Source organism: Streptomyces sp. NPDC091682 (genome assembly GCF_044756625.1).
Classification (GTDB): domain Bacteria; phylum Actinomycetota; class Actinomycetes; order Streptomycetales; family Streptomycetaceae; genus Streptomyces.
Genome location: NZ_JBIVTH010000004.1, coordinates 291,846 through 311,703, shown reverse-complemented (window position 1 = coordinate 311,703; position 19,858 = coordinate 291,846). Strand labels below are relative to the sequence as shown.

Below are 19,858 nucleotides of genomic sequence, written 5' to 3'. Positions count from 1 at the left end.
CGGCGCCGCGGGGGGCGCCGCGGGGCGCCGTCAGCGCTGCTCGGGCACCGGCACGACCACGGGCACCGGCACCGGCTCGGCGGGATCCGCCACCGGCTCCACCGCGCGCCGCCTTCGTACAGCGGCCCGCGCTCCGAGCCACACCAGGAACCCGGTCGGCAGGAACACCGCGTCCGCGGCGATCATCGCCAGCGAGAAGAACGGCAGCCCCAGCAGCACCGCGATCCCCGCGTGCTCCAGCATCATCAGCGCCAGCAGCACGTTCTTGATCCGCCGGTTGAACAGCGTGAACGGGAACGCCACCTGCACCGCCACCGTGCCGTACGACAGCAGCATCACCAGCGTCCCGCTCCCCGCCACCAGCGCCGACAGCGCCGGCCACGGGGTGAAGTAGTCCAGCCCCAGCGGGTAGTACAGGGCCGTCCCGTCCTGCCACCGGGACCCCTGAATCTTGTACCAGCCCGCCGTCGCGTAGATCAGGCAGACCTCCGCCATGATCACCAGCATGCCCGCGTTGTGCAGCACATTGGCCAGGACGTCCAGGACCGCCCGCGCCTCGCCCTCCGGCTCGTGGCGGTCGACCAGCCACCACAGCCCGCAGGCCACCCACACCGCCGCGAACGCCGCCAGCCAGCCGTAGCCGAACCGGCCGGTGCCCCCGCCGAAGACGAACACCGCGCCCAACACGCCCCACAGCACCGGCCCGGCCGCCCCGGCCGTGGCCGAGCCGTGCGTACGGGCCCTGCGCGCGTCCAGCGACCAGACCTGCGCGCACCGGGTCAGCACCAGGTAGATCGCCATCAGGTGGATGACGTTGTCCCCGCCGTCGCCCATGAACACGCTGCGGTTCTGCAGCGACAGCACGCCGACCATGAAGAGCACGGACGTCGCCCGCGTTCGCCAGCCCAGCATCAGCCCCGCGCTGGCCAGCACGGACACCGCGTAGACGAGCTCGAACCACAGCTCCGAGTCCGACCACATCAGCACCGTGAAGGCGTGGTTGGAATCGATCAGCCGCTCCGCGAGGTGCCAGCTCCATGGCCCGTTCGGCCCGTACAACTCGGTGCGGTTCGGGAACTCGCGCAGCAGGAAGAAGAGCCAGGTCGCGGCGAAGCCGATGCGGACCAAGGCGCTCTGGTACGGGCCCAGTGCCTGCCCGGTGATCTGGGCGACCGCCCGGCCCGCCACCCCGCGGGCGCGCCTCACAGCGTCCACCACGGCAGCTCCCGGTAGTAGGTCTGGGTGTCGGTGGTCTCGGTGCTCCACTTCGGCGCGGGCACCGCCGTGGTGGCCGAGCGCAGCTGGATCCGCAGGACGGTCCCGTCCCGCAGGTTGAGCCGGGACAGCGCGATCCGCCGGAGGTACTCCTCGGACAGCTGCCCGCGCTCGCCGTTCGGCTTGTTGTCCTCGTCGTGGGAGCCGGTGTAGAAGTCCCAGGCGCGGCGGAGCTCGTTCTGCCGGGTGTGGCTGGGCAGCAGGCTGTGCCGGATGGCCTGGCCGTCCTCGGCGCTCAGGTCGCGCCAGGAGGAGGTGACGAGCTCGCCGTAGTCGGCCCTGAACTCCGCGCGCACCTCCACGGCGATGTTCTGCTGCAGCGGGTTCGGGGCAAACAGCTTCCAGTTCTGTTCGAACTCGGGGTAGACCCACCGGTCGATCGTTTCCGCGTGCTGCTTGCTGAGGGTGTTGCTCGGGGCCACGTGCAGGAAGACGAGTGCGAGGTGCGTGCAGGCGGCGACCGCGATCACCCCCAGGGCCAGGGCGGCCACGACCCGGTACGGGGCGGACAGACCGGCGATTCCGGGCGCCCGCGGGGGCGGCGGAGCGGCCCCTTCGGCGGGCTCGTGCTCGTTCGAATCCATCCCCACCCGATCGTCCGGCGTCCACAGGGTTGACCTCAGAGGTTGACACCCTACGGGCCGCCGTCTCACCATTGAAGCGAATGAACCGAACGATCGGTCGGTCGGGCGGACGGCGGACTCTGGCAGGGGGCCGGAATGGTGGCAGTGACCCCGGAGACGGGGCCGGACACGGCTCTCGGGACAGACAGGACGGACGGGACAGGCATGACTGCTGACCTGGGCGCACAGCTCGCGGCGGCATTCGACGCGGCCGTGGCGGCCGACGAGCGCGTGGAACCGCGCGACTGGATGCCGGACGAGTACCGCGCCTCCCTGGTGCGCCAGATGGCCCAGCACGCCCATTCAGAGATCATCGGCATGCAGCCCGAGGCCAACTGGATCACCCGCGCACCTTCGCTGCGGCGCAAGGCGATCCTGATGGCCAAGGTCCAGGACGAGGCCGGCCACGGCCTGTACCTCTACAGCGCGGCCGAGACCCTCGGCACCAGCCGCGACGAGCTGCTCGACAAGCTCCACTCGGGCAAGCAGAAGTACTCCTCGATCTTCAACTACCCCACCCTGACCTGGGCGGACGTCGGCGCCATCGGCTGGCTCGTGGACGGCGCGGCGATCACCAACCAGGTGCCGATCTGCCGCTGCTCCTACGGGCCCTACGCCCGCGCCATGGTCCGGATCTGCAAGGAAGAGTCCTTCCACCAGCGCCAGGGGTACGAGCTGCTCCTCGCACTCTCCCGCGGCACCGAGGCCCAGCACGCGATGGCCCAGGACGCGGTGGACCGGTGGTGGTGGCCGTCGCTGATGATGTTCGGCCCGCCCGACGACGAGTCGGCGCACTCGGCCCAGTCGATGGCCTGGCGCATCAAGCGCCACTCGAACGACGAGCTGCGCCAGCGGTTCGTGGACATCGCCGTCCCGCAGGCCGAGTCGCTCGGTCTGACCCTGCCCGACCCGGACCTCAAGTGGAACGAGGAGCGCGGCCACCACGACTTCGGCGCCATCGACTGGGCCGAGTTCTGGAACGTGCTCAAGGGCAACGGCCCCTGCAACGAGCAGCGGATCGGCCAGCGGCGCAAGGCCCACGAGGAAGGCGCCTGGGTGCGCGACGCGGCCGCCGCGTATGCGCGCAAGCAGACGGCACAGCAAGTGGCACAGCAGGCGGCGAAGCACGCCGGACAGAACGAGGAGGCACGGGTATGACGCAGAACTGGCCCCTGTGGGAGGTCTTCGTGCGCTCGCGCCGCGGCCTCTCGCACACGCACGCGGGCAGCCTGCACGCCCCCGACGCGGAGATGGCCCTGCGCAACGCCCGCGATCTCTACACCCGGCGCAACGAGGGCATCTCGATCTGGGTGGTGCCCTCCACCGAGATCACCGCCTCCTCGCCGGACGAGCGGGACCCCTTCTTCGCGCCGTCCGCCGACAAGCCGTACCGGCACCCCACCTTCTACGACATCCCGGAGGGGGTGAGCCACCTGTGACCAGCACCGACACCACGCGCCTCACCGGCGCCGGCGCCGCGGCGGCACTCGCGCTCGGAGACGACGCGCTGATCCTCTCCCACCGCCTCGGCGAATGGGCCGGACACGCCCCCGTCCTGGAGGAAGAGGTCGCCCTCGCCAACATCGCCCTCGACCTGCTCGGCCAGGCCCGGATCCTGCTGTCCATGGTCGGCGACGAGGACGAGCTGGCGTACCTGCGCGAGGAGCGGTCCTTCCGCAACCTCCAGCTGGTCGAGCAGCCGAACGGCGACTTCGCCCACACCATCGCCCGCCAGCTCTACTTCTCCTTCTACCAGCACGAGGTCTACGGAGAGCTCGCCCGCGGGGACGGCCCGTTCGCGCCGCTGGCGGCCAAGGCCGTCAAGGAGACCGCGTACCACCGCGACCACGCCGAGCAGTGGACCCTGCGACTCGGGGACGGCACCGAGGAGAGCCGCAGCCGCATGCGGGCGGCCCTCGACGCGCTGTGGAAGTACACCGGCGAGATGTTCCAGCCGGTGGAGGGCCAGGGCGGCCTGGACCTGCCCGCCCTGGAGGAGCGCTGGCTGACCGCGCTGACCGGCGTGTTGGACCGGGCCGGCCTCGACCTGCCCCAGGGGCCCCGCACCGGCGCCTGGGCGGCCGGGGCCGGACGCCAGGGCCTGCACACCGAGTCCTTCGGCCGGATGCTCGCCGAAATGCAGCACCTGCACCGCAGCCACCCGGGGGCCTCATGGTGACCACCGACGCCGGAACGACCCGCCTGGAGGCGGAGCTGGCCGCGCTGGCCGGCTCCGTCCCGGACCCGGAGCTGCCCGTGCTCACCCTCGGTGAGCTCGGTGTGGTGCGCGGGGTGCGGATGCACGAGGACGGCCACGCCGAGGTCACCCTGACCCCGACCTACACCGGCTGCCCGGCCATCGAAGCCATGTCCGCCGATATCGAGCGGGCCCTGACCGGCCACGGCATCCCCGAGGTGCGGGTGACCACCGTGCTGGCCCCCGCCTGGTCGACCGACGACATCAGCGCCGAGGGCCGCCGCAAGCTCGCCGAGTTCGGCATCGCCCCGCCCCGGCCGCACTCGGCCGGCGGACCGATCCCGCTGACCCTTTCGGTGCGGTGCCCGAACTGCGGATCGACCGACACCGAGCTGCTCAGTCGCTTCTCCTCCACCGCGTGCAAGGCGCTGCGCCGCTGCACCGCCTGCCGCGAACCGTTCGACCACTTCAAGGAGCTCTAGATGGCCGCCCCCCGCCACGGCGCGTTCCACCCGCTGCCGGTGGCGGCTGTCGACCGGCTCACCGACGACTCGGTGGCACTGACCCTGCGGGTTCCCGAGGAGCTGCGCGAGGACTACCGGCACGCCCCGGGCCAGCACCTGACGCTGCGCCGCACCGCCCCCGAGGGCGGCGCCGAGGTCCGCCGCACCTACTCGATCTGCTCCCCGGCACCGTCCGCGGACGGCCCGGGCCCGGAGCAGCTGCGGGTCGGGGTGCGGCTGGTGGAGGGCGGCGAGTTCTCCACCTTCGCCCACAAGGAGATCGCCGCCGGGGACGTGCTGGAGGTCATGGTCCCGGCCGGACGCTTCGTCCTGGAGCCCGCCGCCGCCCCGGCCTCGGGGCACTACGCGGCGATCGTCGGCGGCAGCGGCATCACGCCCGTGCTGTCCATCGCGGCGAGCCTGCTGGCCGCCCGGCCCGACGCCCGCTTCTGCCTCGTGCGCAGCGACCGGACGGCGGCCTCGACGATGTTCCTGGAGGAGGTCGCCGACCTCAAGGACCGGTATCCGGCGCGGTTCCAGCTGGTGACGGTGCTCTCCCGGGAGGAGCAGGAGTCCGGGCTCCCCTCCGGGCGGCTGGACGAGGAGCGACTGGCAGCCCTGCTGCCCGCGCTGCTGCCGGTGACGGAGGTGACGGGCTGGTTCCTGTGCGGCCCGTACGGCCTGGTGCAGGGCGCGGAGCGAGCCCTGGGCACGCTCGGCGTCGCACGGACCCGGGTGCACGAGGAGATCTTCCACGTCGAGGACACCACACCGACGGCCCGCCCCGCGGGTTCCCCGGCCCCCGCGCACGGGCGGGTCACCGCCCGGCTCGACGGCCGTTCGGGCACCTGGCCGGTCCAGGACGGCGAGTCCCTGCTGGACGCGGTGCTCCGCAACCGCGCGGACGCCCCGTACGCCTGCAAGGGCGGCGTCTGCGGCACCTGTCGGGCGTTCGTGGTCTCGGGCGAGGTCCGGATGGAGCGCAACTTCGCACTGGAGGCCGAGGAGACGGAGGCCGGATTCGTCCTGGCCTGCCAATCGCACCCGGTCACCGAGGAAGTGGAGATCGACTTCGACCGCTGAGCGGAACGACGTCCCTTCAGTCAGGCCCCTGTCCCCGGACAGGGGCCTGTCCATTTTCAAGAACCTGTTCTATCTTGACGCACCGTCAGACGTGACACCGTCGGACCCGACCGTGCGGGAGGACAGGCAGTGGACTTCACCTTCACCGAGGAGCAGCAGGCCGCCATCGAGGCGGCCCGGGCCGTCTTCGCGGATGTCGCGCCCGACGGCGTGCCCAGCCCCGCACTGACCCCGGGGGCCGTGGCCGACGACTTCGACCGTCCGTTGTGGGCCAAGCTCGCCTCATCGGACCTGCTGAGCCTGGTCCTCGCCGAAGAGCACGGGGGAGCGGGTCTGGACGCCGTCGCCCTGTGCCTGGTGCTGCGTGAGGCCGCCAGGGTGCTGGCACGGGTCCCGCTGCTGGAGCACTGCGCCACCGCCATGACCGTGCAGGCCCACGGCGGTCCCGAACTGGCCGCCGCCCTGCTGCCCGGCGCGGGGCGCGGCACGCTCGTGCTCACCGCTGCCGCCCACGGGCGCTCCGGCCACGACCCGGCCGAACTCGCCGTCATCGCCCGCCGCGAGGGCGAGGCGTGGATCCTGGAGGGCACGCAGACCGCGGTCCCCTGGGCGCACGGCGCGGACTGGATCGCCGTACCCGCGCACACCGGCGCGGGCGAGGCCGTCCTCGCGCTCGTCCCGCGGACCGCCGAAGGGCTGGCCCTCGCCGAGCAGGTCTCCACCAGTGGGGAGCGGCTCGCCGAACTCGCCCTCGACGGCGTGCGGGTGGCCGGGACGCACCTCATCGAAGCCCCGGGAGCCTGGGAACGGCTGCGCCAACTCCTCACCACCGGGACCTGCGCGCTGGCGCTCGGACTCGGCGAGAACGTCCTCACCATGACCAGCGGGTACACCGCCAAGCGCGAACAGTTCGGCTTTCCGGTGGCCACCTTCCAGGCCGTCGCCGTCCAGGCCGCCGACCGGTACATCGACCTGCGCGCCATGGAGGTCACCTTGTGGCAGGCCGCTTGGCGGCTCGACGCCGCGACCGGTGGCGCCGGGGGTCCGCTACCCGTCGCCGCTGATGTCGCGGTCGCCAAGATCTGGGCCTCGGAGGGCGTACGCCGGGTCGTACAGACTGGCCAGCACCTGCACGGCGGCTTCGGCGCCGACACCGACTACCCGCTGCACCGCTACCACGCCTGGGCCAAGCAGCTGGAGCTCCAGCTCGGCCCGGCGGCCGCGCACGAGGAGGCCCTGGGCGACCTGCTGGCCGCCCACCCCCTCGCCTGAGCCGGCTCCGCGCCGGCCCGGACACCCCTTAGAGCACGAAGGCCGGGTTCCCGTTGTCCGCCACCATCGGGCGCCCGGCACCGTCCCAGGCCTGCATCCCGCCGTCGACGTTCACCGCGTCGATCTCCTGGCGCACCAGGTACTGGGTGACCTGCGCGGAACGCCCACCGACCCGGCACATCACGTACACCCGGCGGCCGTCCTCGACGGCCTCGGTCAGCTCACCGAAGCGGGCCACGAAATCGCTCATCGGAATGTGCAGAGCACCCTCGACGTGGCCGGCCGCCCATTCGTCGTCCTCACGGACGTCGAGGACAAAGCCTTCGGAGGGCACCGCGGTGGCGTCCACCGAGGGGAGCGGTCCGAAGTTCATAGCTGTCGCCTTCTCTCTTCACGAATCTGCTGCCAACCTATCCGACCACCCGGTACGGGCGGACCGGGGTCACTCGGCGGCGAGCTCCGCCGCCAGCTCCGCCTCGCGTTCGGAGACCTGCGCGAGCAACTGCTCCGCGATCTCCTCCAGCAGCCGGTCGGGGTCCTCGGGCGCCATCCGCAGCATCGACCCGATCGCGCTCTCCTCCAGCTCCTTGGCGACGAGCGACAGCAACTCCTTGCGGCGGGCCAGCCACTCCAGCCGGGCGTAGAGCTCTTCGCTCTCGCCCGGTACCGCCGCCTCGGGCGCCGGTCCGGCCGCCCACTCCTCGGCCAGCTCGCGCAGCAACCCCTCGTCGCCGCGCCCGTAGGCCGCGTTGACCCGCGCGATGAACGCGTCGCGCCGCTCCCGCTCGCCTTCCTCCTGGGCGAGGTCGGGGTGGGCCTGACGGACCAGCTCGCGGTAGAGGCGGCGCACCTCCTCCGAGGGCCGTACCCGCTCCGGCGGCCGCACGGGCCGGTCGGTCAGCATCGCGGAGGCGTCGTCGGAGATCCCGTCGGAGCCCAGCCAGTCGTGGAACAGTTCGTCCACCCCGGGCATCGGCATGACCAGTGAGCGCGCTTCCTGCGCCCGTCGCAGGTCCTCGGGATCGCCACTGCGGGACGCCTTCGCCTCGGCGATCAGTGCGTCCAGCTCATCGAGCCGCGTGTACATGGGGCCGAGCTTCTGGTGGTGCAGGCGGGAGAAGTTCTCCACCTCCACCCGGAAGGTCTCCACCGCGATCTCGAACTCGATCAGCGCCTGCTCAGCGGCCCGCACGGCCCGCTCCAGGCGCGCCTCCGGGCGCTCCCCACCGGTGACGGAGGAGTCACCGGAATCACCGGGGACTGTCTGCTCAGGCTGCTCGGTCTGCTCGCTCACCCGGCCAGCCTACGGCCCGTCCGCGCGGGCGGTGTTTCACGTGAAACACCGCCCGCGGCGACAGCGCCCTCAGACCCCGGTCTCCGCCGCGATCCGGCCGGCCCGCACCGCCGCCACCAGGTCAGCGTGATCGGCCTCGGTACGGTCGGCGTAGGCCACGGCGAAGGTCGCCATCGCCTCGTCCAGCTCGTCGTTCTTCCCGCAGTACCCGGCCAGCAGCCGCGGGTCGACGCTGTGCGCGTGGGCCCGGGCCAGCAGGGCGCCGGTCATCCGCCCGTAGTCGTCGATCTGCGGGGCGGCCAGCGCCGCCGGATCCACACTGCCCTTGCGGTTGCGGAACTGCCGCACCTGGAAGGGGCGACCCTCCACCGTGGTCCAGCCCAGCATGATGTCGGAGACCACCTGCATCCGCTTCTGCCCGGCCACCACCCGCCGGCCCTCGTGCTCCTCCGGCGCCGAGACGAATCCGAGCCCGGGCAGGTGCGGCAGCAGCACCGAGGGCCGCGCCTCCTTGACCTGGAGCACCAGCGGCTCGCCCCGGTGGTCGAGCAGCAGGACCACGTACGAGCGGGTGCCGACGCTCCCAGTGCCCACCACGCGGAAGGCCACGTCCTGGATCGCGTACCGGGCCAGCAGCGGCAGCCGGTCGCCCTGGAGCGTCTGCAGGTAGGGGCCGAGCGAGGCCGCCACGGCCGCCGCTTCCGCGTCCCCCACCCGGCGCAGTACGGGCAGCGCGTCGACGAAGCGGCGGCCGCCGTCCGGCCCTATCTCCGTGGACTTGGCCGCGAACCGCGCGGAGGTATTGTTGCGCGCCTTCTCCGAGACCCGCTCCAGCGTGCCCAGCAGATCGCGGGCGTCGGCGTGCGAGACCAGTTCCTCGTCGGCGATGGCGTTCCACGCGTCGAGCGCGGGCAGCTTGGACAGGAGCCGCATGGTGCGCCGGTAGGCGCCGACCGCGTCGAGCGCGGCCGCCCGGCAGGTGTCCTCGTCCGCTCCGGCCACCCGGCCCGCCAGCACCAGCGAGGCCGCCAACCGCTTCACGTCCCATTCCCACGGGCCGAACACGGTCTCGTCGAAGTCGTTGAGGTCGATGACGAGCCGCCCGCGGGCATCGCCGTACAGACCGAAGTTCGCCGCGTGCGCGTCGCCGCAGATCTGCGCACCGACCCCGGTCACCGGACCACCGGAGAGGTCGTGGGCCATCAGCCCGGCCGCCCCGCGCAGAAACGCGAACGGGTTCGCGGCCATCCGGCCGACCCTTATCGGAGTCAGCTCGGCGACCCGCCCGGCGTTGGACTCCTCCACCGCGCGCACGGCGTCCGGCCGCCCGGCCGGTGCCACGAAGGCGGCGTGCGCCGACCGCGGCAGGCGGGCGCGCAGCGCCTTGCCCTCCTCCTTCGGCGAGCCGGCCGCCACCCTCGGCGCGAAGCCCGCCACGTCCGGAATCCGCTGACCCGTCATCGCCGCCATCGACGCCGCCCCCACCCGTTCACTTCATTGATCGCTTCTCGAACGGGCTGACCGTATCTACAGCCCGGCGTCCCTGGCCAGCAGCGCCGCCTGCACCCGGTTCTCGCAGTCCAGCTTCGCCAGGATCCGGCTCACGTACGTCTTCACGGTCGCCTCGCTCATGTGCAGCCGCCGGCCCGCCTCCGCGTTGGACAGCCCCTCGCCCAGCAGCGCGAGCACACCGCGCTCGCGCTCGCTGAGCTCCGCGACCTGACGCCGGGCCGCCTCGCCGCGCACGGCGGTCTTCCCGGACGCCAACTGGTCCACCACGTGCCGGGTCGCCCCCGGCGAGAGGTAGGCGTCCCCGGCCGCGGCCGCCCGGACCGCCCCGATCAACTCGCCCGGCGCCAAGTCCTTCAGCAGGAATCCCGCGCCGCCCTCGCCCAGCGCCCGCAGCACGTTCTCCTTCTCGCCGAAGGTGGTCAGGATCAGCGCCCGCACCTGCGGCACGGCCCGCCGCAGCTCTCCCAGCGCCGTCAGCCCGTCCATCACCGGCATCTGGATGTCCAGCAGCATCACGTCCGGTGCGTGCGAGCGGGCCAGCTCCACCGCCTCCCTGCCATTGGCCGCCTCCGCGACGACCTCGATGTCCGGTGCCGAGGTCAGGATCATCCTGATCCCGGCCCGGATCAGTGGCTCGTCGTCGGCGATCACCACTCTGATCACTTCGGCTGTCACCCCGCGCTCCTACTGCTTGACCTCGTACTCCTGCTTTTCCACGAGCTTGCCGTCCTGGAAGCAGAACCGGAAGATCCGGTCCGTTCCCACGGCGCTCGGCTGGTTCTCGGCCAGCAGGGCCAGACATTCCGAGCCCGCCGGCCTCGGCGGCCCCTTGCGGGCGGCCCCGGCGGTCATGAAGTTCTCTCCGGTCGGCAGCCGGTCGCGGACGGACTGCTCCGACTCGCCCACGTGCACGGCGTCGAACTCGTCCCGGTCGATCATCGCGTCACTCGCCGAGTCCAACAGCAGCACCACTCCGGCGCCGAACACGATCACCAGCAGCACCACCGCCGCGAACGCGATCCCGCAGCCCACCGCGACGCCACCGGACCGGCTGGGCACGCGCACGGCCAGCTCCCGGTCCACCGCCCCCCAGTCCATCGGCTGCTGGCCGCCGTGCCCCGGCGGCGGTCCGCCCGCGTACGCGTGGGCCTGCTGCCCGAAGTCGTCGGCCACGTCCACCACCCCGGCCGGCTCCGCCCCGTACGGAAGGACCCCGGCCACTCGGAACCCGCCGCCCTCGGCGGGGCCCGCGTGCACCATCCCGCCGACCAGCCGGGCCCGCTCGCGCAGCCCCGTCAGGCCCTGCCCGCCCGAGACCACCTCGCCGTCGGCCGGACCGGCCGACGGCCCGTTGGCGATCTCCACCACCAGCGAGTCGTCCTCGAACCGCAGCTCCACCGTGATCGACGCCCCCGGCGCGTGCTTGTACGCGTTCGTCAGGGCCTCCTGCACGATCCGGTACGCCGCGTGGTCGCACGCCGCGACCAGCGGCCTCGGCTGCCCCGACGTGGTCAGCCGTACGTCGGTGCCCGAGCCCCGCGCCGCCTCCACGACCCCGGCGATGCCGGCCACCCCGCGCGCCGCTGGCTGGGCCTCCTCCACGGGCGCGGGCGCCTCGACCCCGTCGCGCAGGATGCCGACGACCTCGCGCAGCTCGTGCATCGCGGCCACCGAGGCCTGCCGCAGCACTCCCACCGCCTCGCGCTGGCGGTCGGTGAGCTGCGGATCCACCTCCAGTGCCCCGGTGTGCACGGAGATCAGGGCCAGCTGGTGACCCAGGCTGTCGTGCATGTCCTGGGCGATGCGCTGGCGCTCGCGCAGCCTCGCCTGCCCGGCGACCATGGCCCGTTCGCGCAGCAATTGACCGTTGCGCTCCTGGAGTGCGCGCAGCAGCGTGCGGCGCTGCGACCAGTACCGGCTGGCCAGACCCGGCATCACGGTCGTCGCCAGGAACATCAGCGTGGAGAACACGATCACCAGCAGCGGCTGCATCTGCGCCCACTGGTCCACCACGCTGCAGCCGATCGACGCCACGAAGGCGAGCGTGAAGGCGGCCAGGGCCCGGCCCACTCCGATGATCCGCCGCCCGGCCGACCACCCCAGGAGGGGCAGGACGAAGAAGGACCCGGGCAGGAAGTTGACCAGGCCCGCGGCGATCACGAGCGTGCTCGCCGGCAGCCTGCGGCGCATCAGCGTCAGCACCACCACGGCCGCGGCGCCGAGCAGCATGCGCTGTCCGGAGGCGTTGCTGACCTCCTCGACGCCCAGGCCGAGTATGGCCAGTACGCCGCCGAGCGCCAGGTCCCCCGCCAGCATCCGCCGGGTCCACGGCTCCGGGCCCCTCAGCCAGTCCCAGCCGGCCCGCGTCTTCGCCTTCGCATCCACGCGCCCGACCCTAAACACCCGCACCCCGGCCCGACCGCCTCCTTTCGTCTCGCCCCGCACGACGAAAGTCGACCGATGTCCCGTCCCCCCGCCCGCCGGGCCCGCCTTCAACGTCCCGTCGAACCGGCGACGCGAGCGAAGACCAGCTCCAGCACGGCGACCCGGTCCAGCCGGGCCGGCCCGCCGGTCATCCCGTCCAGGAACACCACCCGACGGCCGTCGTGGTGCACGTACAACAGGTGCCCGCTGACCTCGGTACCGCCGATGACCCGCCGCACCCACACCACGCCCCGGGTGCCCGGTCCGGTCTCCTCGACCCGCGCGATCACCTCGTCCCAGCTCGCGCACAGCAGCTGGTGCGCGGCCGGGAAATGGCGGCGCAGCAGCAGTTCCCACCAGCCGGGCGCCTCGTGCGCGGGCTGCCACGGCAGCGGCGACGAGGGGCCGCCGGCGAGCCGGGCGGCCGTCGTGACCACGCGGCCGCGCGCGTTCAGCCGCCACGCCTGCACCTGCGGGTCGCGTTCGACCGGATCGTGCGTGTAGGCCGAGGCGTCGCCCCACGGATCGTTCGAGGCGGGATGGAAGGGCTCCCCGTGGTCCTTGGGCACCACGAGCGACGCCGCCAGCATCGGCGTGCGCGGACGGCCCGGCCGCTCGGTGCTCCGGCAGGCGAACAGCCAGGTCCCGGCGTCCTCGGCGACGGGCTCGATGCCCACCAGCTCGACGAGCCCGCCGTACGTCGACAGCAGCCACTGCAGCGCGGTCTGCCACGGCGCGGCCTTCGAGGTGTTCGCCGCGCCGGCCCGCTCCCAGCCCCCGTGGCGCACGTGGGCGAGGTACTCGTCGAGGGGCAGGTGCGTCGGCGCGAAGTCCGCCCGGGACCCGTCTTTGGGCACGATCACCACGTTGGGCAACGGACCCGCCCGGTGATCCCCGGCGTCGATGCCCTCCTGGGTGTCGTACCGCACGATCCAGGCCGACTCGTGCTCCTGCGTGAGCTCCGGCCGCAGCACGACCGTCCACGGCTCGGAGGCGAACGCCTGCTCAAGACGGGACCGGGCCGCTTCGACGGCCTCGTTCGACGTGAGCATGTCTGAATTCCTGACGACGTCGACCGGAAGGGACACGAGCGGTCCCGCACGTTCGGCGGCCACAACTCATCCCGCGGTGCGGACAGTTGGATCACCCTAACCAGGTCCTGCGAAAAGACCACAGTCCAGGGGCCCCGAGGAGGGACGTACGTCACACGCGCGCCCGGGGGAAACACGAAACGGCCGCCACCGCTTTCGCAGTGACGACCGTCTCGTCGATGTGGGCGAGGGGGGATTTGAACCCCCACGTCCCGAAGGACACTGGCACCTGAAGCCAGCGCGTCTGCCGTTCCGCCACTCGCCCGAGTAGCGCCCCAGTGGATCTTCCCTTTCGGGCCTTTCCCCTGGCGACGTCGAAACATTAGCACGGAGAACGGGGAGGATTCACATCGCTTTCCCGGCACCCCCTCGGCCCTCCGCGGACGGCCCCTCCCGCACTCCGCTCCCGGTGCGGGACACTGTCCCTGGAGCGCCCCTACGATCGCTTGTGAGGACCAACACTCGTCCTCACAGGAACGATGGGGAACCACCCGAATCCGCCACGCGTGGATACGATCAGTAAGCAGTACAGGGCGACAGCGACGGAGGAGGTGCCCCATGGGAGTTCTGAAGCGGTTCGAGCAGCGACTCGAAGGTCTGGTGAACGGCACCTTCGCCAAGGTGTTCAAGTCCGAGGTCCAGCCGGTGGAGATCGCCGGAGCCCTCCAGCGGGAGTGCGACAACAACGCCACCATCTGGAACCGCGAGCGGACCGTCGTCCCCAACGACTTCATCGTCGAGCTCAGCGCCGGTGACTACGACCGCCTGAGCCCCTACTCCGGGCAGCTCGGCGACGAGCTCGCGGGCCTCGTCCGCGACTACGCCAAGCAGCAGCGCTACAGCTTCATGGGCCCCATCAAGGTCCACCTGGAGAAGGCCGACGACCTCGACACCGGGCTCTACCGGGTCCGCAGCCGCACCCTCGCCTCCAGCACCTCCCAGCCGCAGGCAGGACCGCCCTCACCACAGGGCGGCTACGGCTACCCGCCGGAGAACCAGCCGCAGGGCGGCTACGGATATCCCCCGGTCGCGGCCCCGCCCATGCCGAGCGCCCCGCCCCCGGGCGGACCCGGCGCCCGGCGGCCCGTTCCCGGCGGGCCCGGCGGACCGGCCCCCGCGGCCGGCCCGGGCGGCGCCCGGCGCCACTGGATCGAGATCAACGGCACCCGCCACCAGATCTCGCGCCCCACGCTCGTACTCGGCCGAAGCACGGAAGCCGACGTGCGGATCGACGACCCCGGCGTATCCCGCCGGCACTGTGAGATCCGGACCGGAACGCCCTCGACGATCCAGGATCTCGGGTCCACCAACGGCATCGTGGTGGACGGGCAGCACACCACCCGCGCTACGCTCCGCGACGGCTCGCGGATCGTCGTGGGCAGCACCACCATCATTTACCGGCAAGCCGAAGGGTGAAGCGGGGGCAATGTCAGAGCTGACCCTGACGGTCATGCGGTTGGGTTTCCTGGCCGTTCTGTGGCTGTTCGTCATCGTGGCCGTACAGGTCATCCGCAGCGATCTCTTCGGGACGCGCGTGACCCAGCGCGGGTCCCGTCGTGGTGGCGGAGGCGCCGGCGGCGCCCCGCAGCAGGCGGGCCGCCAGGCCACGCCTCCGCAGCAGCGCCAGCGGCGCGGCGCACCCACCAAACTCGTCGTCTCCGAGGGCATCCTCACGGGAACCACGGTGGCCCTCGCCGGCCAGACGATCACGCTGGGCCGCGCGCACGACTCCACGATCGTGCTGGACGACGACTACGCGTCCAGCCGCCATGCCAGGATCTATCCCGACCGTGACGGCCAGTGGATCGTCGAGGATCTCGGGTCCACCAACGGCACGTATCTCGACCGGACCCGGCTGACCACCCCGACGCCCATTCCGCCGGGCGCACCGATCCGCATCGGCAAGACCGTCATCGAGCTGCGGAAGTAGTACGAGAATGAGCGAGCGGAGCGAGCGCGCGGCGGTGATCCGTCCCACCGAGGACACGGACCCGAGCGCGCTCCCGACCGGAGGGTGGGCAGTGTGGCTCGAGACCGGTTGTACCCGGAGGCAGCTTCGTCGACAGGGCAGGTGCGCATGAGTCTGTCCCTGCGGTTCGCCGCCGGATCACACAAGGGCATGATCCGCGAGGGCAACGAGGATTCCGGTTACGCCGGTCCCCGGCTCCTCGCGATCGCCGACGGCATGGGAGGCCAAGCCGCCGGCGAGGTCGCGAGCTCCGAGGTGATCTCCACCCTCGTGCAGCTCGACGACGACGTCCCGGGCTCCGACATCCTCACCTCCCTGGCCACGGCCGTGCAGCGCGCCAACGACCAGCTGCGCGTGATGGTCGAGGAGGATCCGCAGCTCGAAGGCATGGGCACCACGCTGACCGCCCTGCTGTGGACCGGCCAGCGCCTCGGCCTCGTCCACGTCGGCGACTCCCGCGCCTACCTGCTCCGCGACGGCGTCCTCACCCAGATCACCCAGGACCACACCTGGGTGCAGCGCCTCGTCGACGAGGGGCGCATCACGGAGGAAGAGGCCACCACCCACCCGCAGCGCTCACTCCTGATGCGCGCGCTCGGCAGCGGCGACATCGTCGAGCCCGACCTCTCCATCCGCGAGGTCCGGGCCGGTGACCGCTACCTGATCTGCTCCGACGGGCTGTCCGGCGTCGTCTCCCACCAAACCCTGGAAGAGACCCTCGCCGACTACCACGGTCCCCGCGAGACCGTGCAGTCGCTGATCCAGCTCGCCCTGCGCGGCGGCGGACCCGACAACATCACCTGCATCGTCGCCGACGTCCTCGACACCGACAGCGGCGACACCCTGGCCGCCCAGGTCAGCGACACCCCGGTGGTCGTCGGCGCGGTCGCCGAGAACCAGCACCAGCTCTTCGACGGCGGCAACGCCATGCAGACCCCGGCCGGCCGGGCCTCGGGCCTCGGCCGCCGGGGCCAGGCCCCCGCCGGCGCCTTCGGCCCCCCCGGCAGCGGCGACGCCCCCGGCTACGGCTACTCCGACCAGGGCCAGGACGGCAACGGCAACGGCAACGGCTACGGCACCTTCGGCGAAGCCGACGCCTACACCGCCGACCCGGGCTACGAGGACACGTACAACCACCCCCGCAAGCGCCGCAGCAAAGGGCGCAAGTGGACCACCCGTACGCTGACCCTGCTCATCGTCGCCGGTGTCATCGGCGGCGGCCTCTACGCGGGCTGGCGCTGGACCCAGACCCAGTTCTACGTGGGCGTGAAGGGCGAGCACGTCGCGCTCTTCCGCGGCATCAGCCCGAAGCTGGGGCCGCTGGAGCTCTCCAAGGTGGAGACCGACCGCCCCGACATCGAACTGAAGTACCTGCCGCCCTTCAAGCGGAAGCTGGTCGAGGCCACCATCAGCGAGAACGGCTTCGACGCGGCGCGCAAGAAGCTCGACGACCTCGGCGTCCAGGTGTCCGCTTGCAAGAAGGACGAGGAACGCCGCAACGCCGAGGCACAGAACAGCCCGACGCCCGCCCCCAGCCTGACTCCCGAGGAGCAGCAACTGGTCGGGCTGTGCGGGAAGTAGTAGACATACGCGGGCGCAGGGGGCCTGCCACACCATGAGCGTAGTCACCAACACGACCACCATCGGCGCCATCGAGCTGCCGAGCAGGCGGAACACCGAGCTCCTGCTGCTCGGCTTCGCCGTGCTCATCCCGATGTTCGCCTACGCCAACGTGGGCCTCGCGATCAACGGCACCCTGCCCCCCGGCATGGTGCTCTACGGCCTCGGCCTCGGCGCCCTCGCCGGGATCGCGCACCTCGTCGTGCGCCGGTACGCCAAGTACGCGGACCCGCTGCTGCTGCCGCTGGCGACCCTGCTCAACGGGCTCGGCCTCGTCCTGATCTGGCGCCTGGACCAGTCCGAGCGCCTGCAGAACCTCGCCAAGCGGGCCTTCGGCGGATTCTCCCCCTCCGCGCCGCGCCAGTTGATGTACACGGCACTCGCCATCGCCCTGTTCGCCGCCGTCCTGCTGATCCTCAAGGACCACCGCGTCCTGCAGAGGTTCACGTACATCTCGATGGCCGGCGCCCTGGTCCTGCTGATCCTGCCCGTCGTCCCGGGCCTCGGCGCCGACGTCTTCGGCGCCAAGATCTGGATCAGCGTGGGCGGCTTCTCCATCCAGCCCGGTGAGTTCGCCAAGATCGTCATCGCGATCTTCTTCGCCGGGTACCTGATGGTCAAGCGCGACGCGCTCGCGCTGGCCAGCCGCCGCTTCATGGGCCTCTACCTGCCACGCGGCCGCGACCTCGGCCCGATCCTGATGATCTGGGCGATGAGCCTGCTGGTCCTCGTCTTCGAGAACGACCTCGGCACCTCGCTGCTCTTCTTCGGCATGTTCGTGATCATGCTGTACGTGGCCACCGAGCGCACCAGCTGGATCGTCATCGGCCTGCTGATGTCGGTGGGCGGCGCCGTGGTCGTCGGCACCTTCGCCAGCCACGTGCAGGCCCGTGTCAACGCCTGGCTCGACCCCTTCGCCTGCTACACCACCTCGGGCGCCTGTGAGCAGGTCGGCCAGTCGATCATGAGCTTCGGTTCGGGCGGCGTCCTCGGCGCCGGCTGGGGCCAGGGCAACTCCGACCTGATCGGCTTCGCCGCCAACTCCGACTTCATCTTCTCCACCGTCGGCGAAGAGCTCGGCCTCGCCGGCGTGATGGCGTTCCTCCTGATCTACGGGCTCATCATCGAGCGCGGCGTGCGCACCGCGCTCGCCGCCCGCGACCCCTTCGGCAAGCTCTTCGCCATCGGCCTCTCCGGCGCCTTCGCGCTCCAGATCTTCGTGGTCGCCGGCGGCGTCATGGGCCTCATCCCCCTCACCGGCATGACGATGCCCTTCCTCGCGTCCGGCGGTTCCTCCGTCCTCGCGAACTGGATCCTCATCGCCGTCCTCATCCGGATCAGCGACACCGCACGCCGTCCCGCACCGGCCCCCGCCCCGTCCCCCGACTCCGAGATGACCCAGGTGGTCCGTCCGTCATGAACAAGCCCCTGCGCCGCATCTCGCTGTTCTGCGGACTGCTCGTCCTCGCCCTGCTGATCCGCACCAACTGGCTGCAGTACGTGCAGGCCGAGGAGCTCAGCACCCGCAAGGAGAACCGCCGGGTCCAGATCGCCCAGTACGCGACCGAGCGCGGCAACATCATCGTCAAGGGCGAGCCGATCACCGGTTCCAAGGTGACCGACGGCAGCGACTACAAGTACAAGCGGACCTACACGAACGGCGAGCTCTGGGCTCCCGTCACCGGGTACGCCTCGCAGGCCTTCGGATCCACCCAGCTGGAATCGCTCGAGGACGGCATCCTCACCGGCAACGACGACCGGCTGTTCTTCGACCGCACCATCGGCATGTTCACCGGGGAGAAGAAGCAGGGCGGCAACGTCGTCACCACGCTGAACCCCGATGCCCAGAAGGCCGCCTTCGAGGCGCTGGGCACGAAGAAGGGCGCCGTCGCGGCCATCGACCCGCGCACCGGCGCCATCCTGGCCCTGGTCTCCACGCCCTCGTACGACCCCTCGCGCTTCGCGGGCAACTCCAAGGACGACGAGAAGGCCTGGGTCGAGCTGAAGGACAGCGAGGACAAGAACCTCGTCAACCGCGCCCTGCGCGAGACGTACCCGCCGGGCTCCACCTTCAAGGTGGTCACCGCGGCCGCCGCCCTCGAACACGGCGTCGTCCAGGACATCAACGCCGCCACGGACACTCCCGAGCCGTACTTCCTGCCGGGCACCAAGACCGTGATGGTCAACCACGCCCAGGGTTGCGAGAAGGCCAGCCTGAACAAGGCCCTCGAGATCTCCTGCAACTCCGTCTTCGCGAACATGGGCGACAAGGTCACCCGCGACAAGATGGTGGAGACCTCGGAGAAGTTCGGCTTCAACAACGACAAGATCGACATTCCGGTCCGCGCGTTCGCCAGCATCTACGACAAGAAGATGGGCAAGGACGGCAACGCCCAGAGCTCCATCGGGCAGTTCAACACCGCCGCCACCCCGCTCCAGATGGCCATGGTCACCGCCGCGATCGCCAACGACGGCAAGCTGATGAAGCCGTACATGGTGGCCAATCTCACGGCCCCCAACCTGGACATCATCGAGAAGCACGAGCCGCAGGAGATGAGCCGGCCGCTCTCCGCCGCCAACGCGGAGAAGCTGCAGCAGATGATGGTCAACGTCGTCGAGAACGGCACCGGCGGCAAGGCCAAGATGAAGAACGTCACGGTCGGCGGCAAGACCGGTACGGCGCAGCACGGCGAGGGCAACAAGAAGCGCCCCTACGCCTGGTTCATCTCCTACGCCGAGAACCAGGACAAGACCTCGCCCGTCGCCGTCGCCGTCGTGATCGAGGACAGCGAGGCGGAGCGCGAGGACATCAGCGGTGGCGGTCTGGCCGCTCCCGTCGCCAAGGCTGTCATGCAGGCGGTGCTGAACAGCCAGGGATGACCGAGGGGCGACGGGCCGGAGCACAGTGACTCACATCACAGAATTCCGCCGCGTCCACGCGTACGGTACCGGTCCAGTATCAGCCTGTGGCCACGAACCGATCACCGACGATCGG

19 protein-coding genes and 1 tRNA gene are annotated in these 19,858 nt (G+C 71.4%); 11 read left to right on the top strand and 9 right to left on the bottom strand.

Annotated features, from left to right (window positions below):
* Positions 1–30 precede the first annotated feature (30 nt).
* Together ACIQK6_RS12085 and ACIQK6_RS12080 are read right to left on the bottom strand one after the other, a co-directional pair.
* Positions 31–1,206, bottom strand: coding sequence for an HTTM domain-containing protein (locus tag ACIQK6_RS12085; protein WP_402694782.1), 1,176 nt, complete (start codon positions 1,204–1,206; stop codon positions 31–33).
* Positions 1,203–1,859, bottom strand: coding sequence for a DUF5819 family protein (locus ACIQK6_RS12080; RefSeq protein ID WP_402694737.1), 657 nt, complete (start codon positions 1,857–1,859; stop codon positions 1,203–1,205). The genes ACIQK6_RS12085 and ACIQK6_RS12080 overlap by 4 nt, the downstream gene beginning before the upstream one ends.
* Before the next feature lie 135 nt (positions 1,860–1,994).
* Here ACIQK6_RS12080 and paaA point away from each other — a divergent pair, with 135 nt between their 5' ends.
* The 6 genes from paaA to ACIQK6_RS12050 all read left to right on the top strand — a co-directional run bounded on the left by paaA (position 1,995) and on the right by ACIQK6_RS12050 (position 6,953).
* Complete coding sequence (gene paaA / locus ACIQK6_RS12075; protein WP_402694736.1) at positions 1,995–3,056, top strand: 1,2-phenylacetyl-CoA epoxidase subunit PaaA; 1,062 nt, start codon at positions 1,995–1,997, stop codon at positions 3,054–3,056.
* On the top strand, positions 3,053–3,337 hold the full coding sequence (paaB, locus tag ACIQK6_RS12070; RefSeq protein ID WP_030817166.1) for a 1,2-phenylacetyl-CoA epoxidase subunit PaaB: 285 nt from the start codon (positions 3,053–3,055) through the stop codon (positions 3,335–3,337). The genes paaA and paaB overlap by 4 nt, the downstream gene beginning before the upstream one ends.
* Positions 3,334–4,077, top strand: a complete 744-nt coding sequence (gene paaC / locus ACIQK6_RS12065; RefSeq protein ID WP_329100138.1) for a 1,2-phenylacetyl-CoA epoxidase subunit PaaC — start codon at positions 3,334–3,336, stop codon at positions 4,075–4,077. The genes paaB and paaC overlap by 4 nt, the downstream gene beginning before the upstream one ends.
* On the top strand, positions 4,071–4,577 hold the full coding sequence (gene paaD / locus ACIQK6_RS12060) for a 1,2-phenylacetyl-CoA epoxidase subunit PaaD (protein WP_329100139.1): 507 nt from the start codon (positions 4,071–4,073) through the stop codon (positions 4,575–4,577). The genes paaC and paaD overlap by 7 nt, the downstream gene beginning before the upstream one ends.
* On the top strand, positions 4,578–5,681 hold the full coding sequence (locus ACIQK6_RS12055; RefSeq protein ID WP_329100140.1) for a 2Fe-2S iron-sulfur cluster-binding protein: 1,104 nt from the start codon (positions 4,578–4,580) through the stop codon (positions 5,679–5,681).
* Positions 5,682–5,810: 129 nt separating this feature from the next.
* On the top strand, positions 5,811–6,953 hold the full coding sequence (locus ACIQK6_RS12050) for an acyl-CoA dehydrogenase family protein (protein WP_402694735.1): 1,143 nt from the start codon (positions 5,811–5,813) through the stop codon (positions 6,951–6,953).
* A 28-nt stretch (positions 6,954–6,981) separates the two neighbouring features.
* On the opposite strand, the gene ACIQK6_RS12045 is transcribed toward ACIQK6_RS12050, so the two are convergent.
* From ACIQK6_RS12045 to ACIQK6_RS12015, 7 genes are all read right to left on the bottom strand, one after another.
* Positions 6,982–7,326 carry a rhodanese-like domain-containing protein gene (locus tag ACIQK6_RS12045; protein WP_266382968.1) on the bottom strand — a complete coding sequence of 115 codons (345 nt, stop codon included), beginning with the start codon at positions 7,324–7,326 and terminating at the stop codon, positions 6,982–6,984.
* Positions 7,327–7,395: 69 nt separating this feature from the next.
* Complete coding sequence (locus ACIQK6_RS12040; RefSeq protein WP_327388544.1) at positions 7,396–8,157, bottom strand: hypothetical protein; 762 nt, start codon at positions 8,155–8,157, stop codon at positions 7,396–7,398.
* 159 nt (positions 8,158–8,316) lie between these two features.
* Positions 8,317–9,717 carry a DUF2252 domain-containing protein gene (locus ACIQK6_RS12035; protein WP_329100142.1) on the bottom strand — a complete coding sequence of 467 codons (1,401 nt, stop codon included), beginning with the start codon at positions 9,715–9,717 and terminating at the stop codon, positions 8,317–8,319.
* A gap of 57 nt (positions 9,718–9,774) precedes the next feature.
* A complete protein-coding gene (locus tag ACIQK6_RS12030; RefSeq protein WP_402694734.1) occupies positions 9,775–10,434 on the bottom strand; it encodes a response regulator in 660 nt (219 codons plus the stop codon).
* Positions 10,435–10,443: 9 nt separating this feature from the next.
* Positions 10,444–12,144 (bottom strand): histidine kinase, encoded by a 1,701-nt coding sequence (locus ACIQK6_RS12025; protein WP_329100144.1) that lies wholly within the window; start codon positions 12,142–12,144, stop codon positions 10,444–10,446.
* 107 nt (positions 12,145–12,251) lie between these two features.
* Complete coding sequence (locus tag ACIQK6_RS12020; RefSeq protein ID WP_329100145.1) at positions 12,252–13,235, bottom strand: YrhB domain-containing protein; 984 nt, start codon at positions 13,233–13,235, stop codon at positions 12,252–12,254.
* Between the two features lie 221 nt (positions 13,236–13,456).
* Positions 13,457–13,539, bottom strand: a tRNA-Leu gene (locus ACIQK6_RS12015).
* Between the two features lie 293 nt (positions 13,540–13,832).
* On the opposite strand from ACIQK6_RS12015, the gene ACIQK6_RS12010 reads away from it, so the two are divergent.
* The 5 genes from ACIQK6_RS12010 (at position 13,833) to ACIQK6_RS11990 (ending at position 19,743) form a co-directional block, all read left to right on the top strand.
* Positions 13,833–14,690 (top strand): DUF3662 and FHA domain-containing protein, encoded by an 858-nt coding sequence (locus ACIQK6_RS12010; protein ID WP_266594706.1) that lies wholly within the window; start codon positions 13,833–13,835, stop codon positions 14,688–14,690.
* A 10-nt stretch (positions 14,691–14,700) separates the two neighbouring features.
* Entirely contained in the window at positions 14,701–15,204 is a 504-nt protein-coding gene (locus ACIQK6_RS12005) for an FHA domain-containing protein (protein ID WP_030013067.1), read from the top strand.
* A 147-nt stretch (positions 15,205–15,351) separates the two neighbouring features.
* Positions 15,352–16,824, top strand: coding sequence for a PP2C family protein-serine/threonine phosphatase (locus ACIQK6_RS12000; RefSeq protein ID WP_402694733.1), 1,473 nt, complete (start codon positions 15,352–15,354; stop codon positions 16,822–16,824).
* Between the two features lie 34 nt (positions 16,825–16,858).
* Positions 16,859–18,283, top strand: a complete 1,425-nt coding sequence (locus tag ACIQK6_RS11995) for an FtsW/RodA/SpoVE family cell cycle protein (protein ID WP_329100147.1) — start codon at positions 16,859–16,861, stop codon at positions 18,281–18,283.
* A complete protein-coding gene (locus tag ACIQK6_RS11990) occupies positions 18,280–19,743 on the top strand; it encodes a penicillin-binding protein 2 (RefSeq protein WP_329100148.1) in 1,464 nt (487 codons plus the stop codon). Before ACIQK6_RS11995 ends, ACIQK6_RS11990 begins: the two co-directional genes overlap by 4 nt.
* Positions 19,744–19,858: the final 115 nt, after the last annotated feature.

Bases quoted from the DNA above. Each gene is read 5' to 3' on its own strand.
- ACIQK6_RS12080 (WP_402694737.1), bottom strand. From the start codon at position 1,859: ATGGATTCGAACGAGCACGAGCCCGCCGAAGGGGCCGCTCCGCCGCCC.
- paaA (WP_402694736.1), top strand. From the start codon at position 1,995: ATGGTGGCAGTGACCCCGGAGACGGGGCCGGACACGGCTCTCGGGACA.
- paaB (WP_030817166.1), top strand. From the start codon at position 3,053: ATGACGCAGAACTGGCCCCTGTGGGAGGTCTTCGTGCGCTCGCGCCGC.
- paaD (WP_329100139.1), top strand. From the start codon at position 4,071: ATGGTGACCACCGACGCCGGAACGACCCGCCTGGAGGCGGAGCTGGCC.
- ACIQK6_RS12055 (WP_329100140.1), top strand. From the start codon at position 4,578: ATGGCCGCCCCCCGCCACGGCGCGTTCCACCCGCTGCCGGTGGCGGCT.
- ACIQK6_RS12045 (WP_266382968.1), bottom strand. From the start codon at position 7,326: ATGAACTTCGGACCGCTCCCCTCGGTGGACGCCACCGCGGTGCCCTCC.
- ACIQK6_RS12035 (WP_329100142.1), bottom strand. From the start codon at position 9,717: ATGGCGGCGATGACGGGTCAGCGGATTCCGGACGTGGCGGGCTTCGCG.
- ACIQK6_RS12020 (WP_329100145.1), bottom strand. From the start codon at position 13,235: ATGCTCACGTCGAACGAGGCCGTCGAAGCGGCCCGGTCCCGTCTTGAG.
- ACIQK6_RS12010 (WP_266594706.1), top strand. From the start codon at position 13,833: ATGGGAGTTCTGAAGCGGTTCGAGCAGCGACTCGAAGGTCTGGTGAAC.
- ACIQK6_RS12005 (WP_030013067.1), top strand. From the start codon at position 14,701: ATGTCAGAGCTGACCCTGACGGTCATGCGGTTGGGTTTCCTGGCCGTT.
- ACIQK6_RS12000 (WP_402694733.1), top strand. From the start codon at position 15,352: ATGAGTCTGTCCCTGCGGTTCGCCGCCGGATCACACAAGGGCATGATC.
- ACIQK6_RS11995 (WP_329100147.1), top strand. From the start codon at position 16,859: ATGAGCGTAGTCACCAACACGACCACCATCGGCGCCATCGAGCTGCCG.
- ACIQK6_RS11990 (WP_329100148.1), top strand. From the start codon at position 18,280: ATGAACAAGCCCCTGCGCCGCATCTCGCTGTTCTGCGGACTGCTCGTC.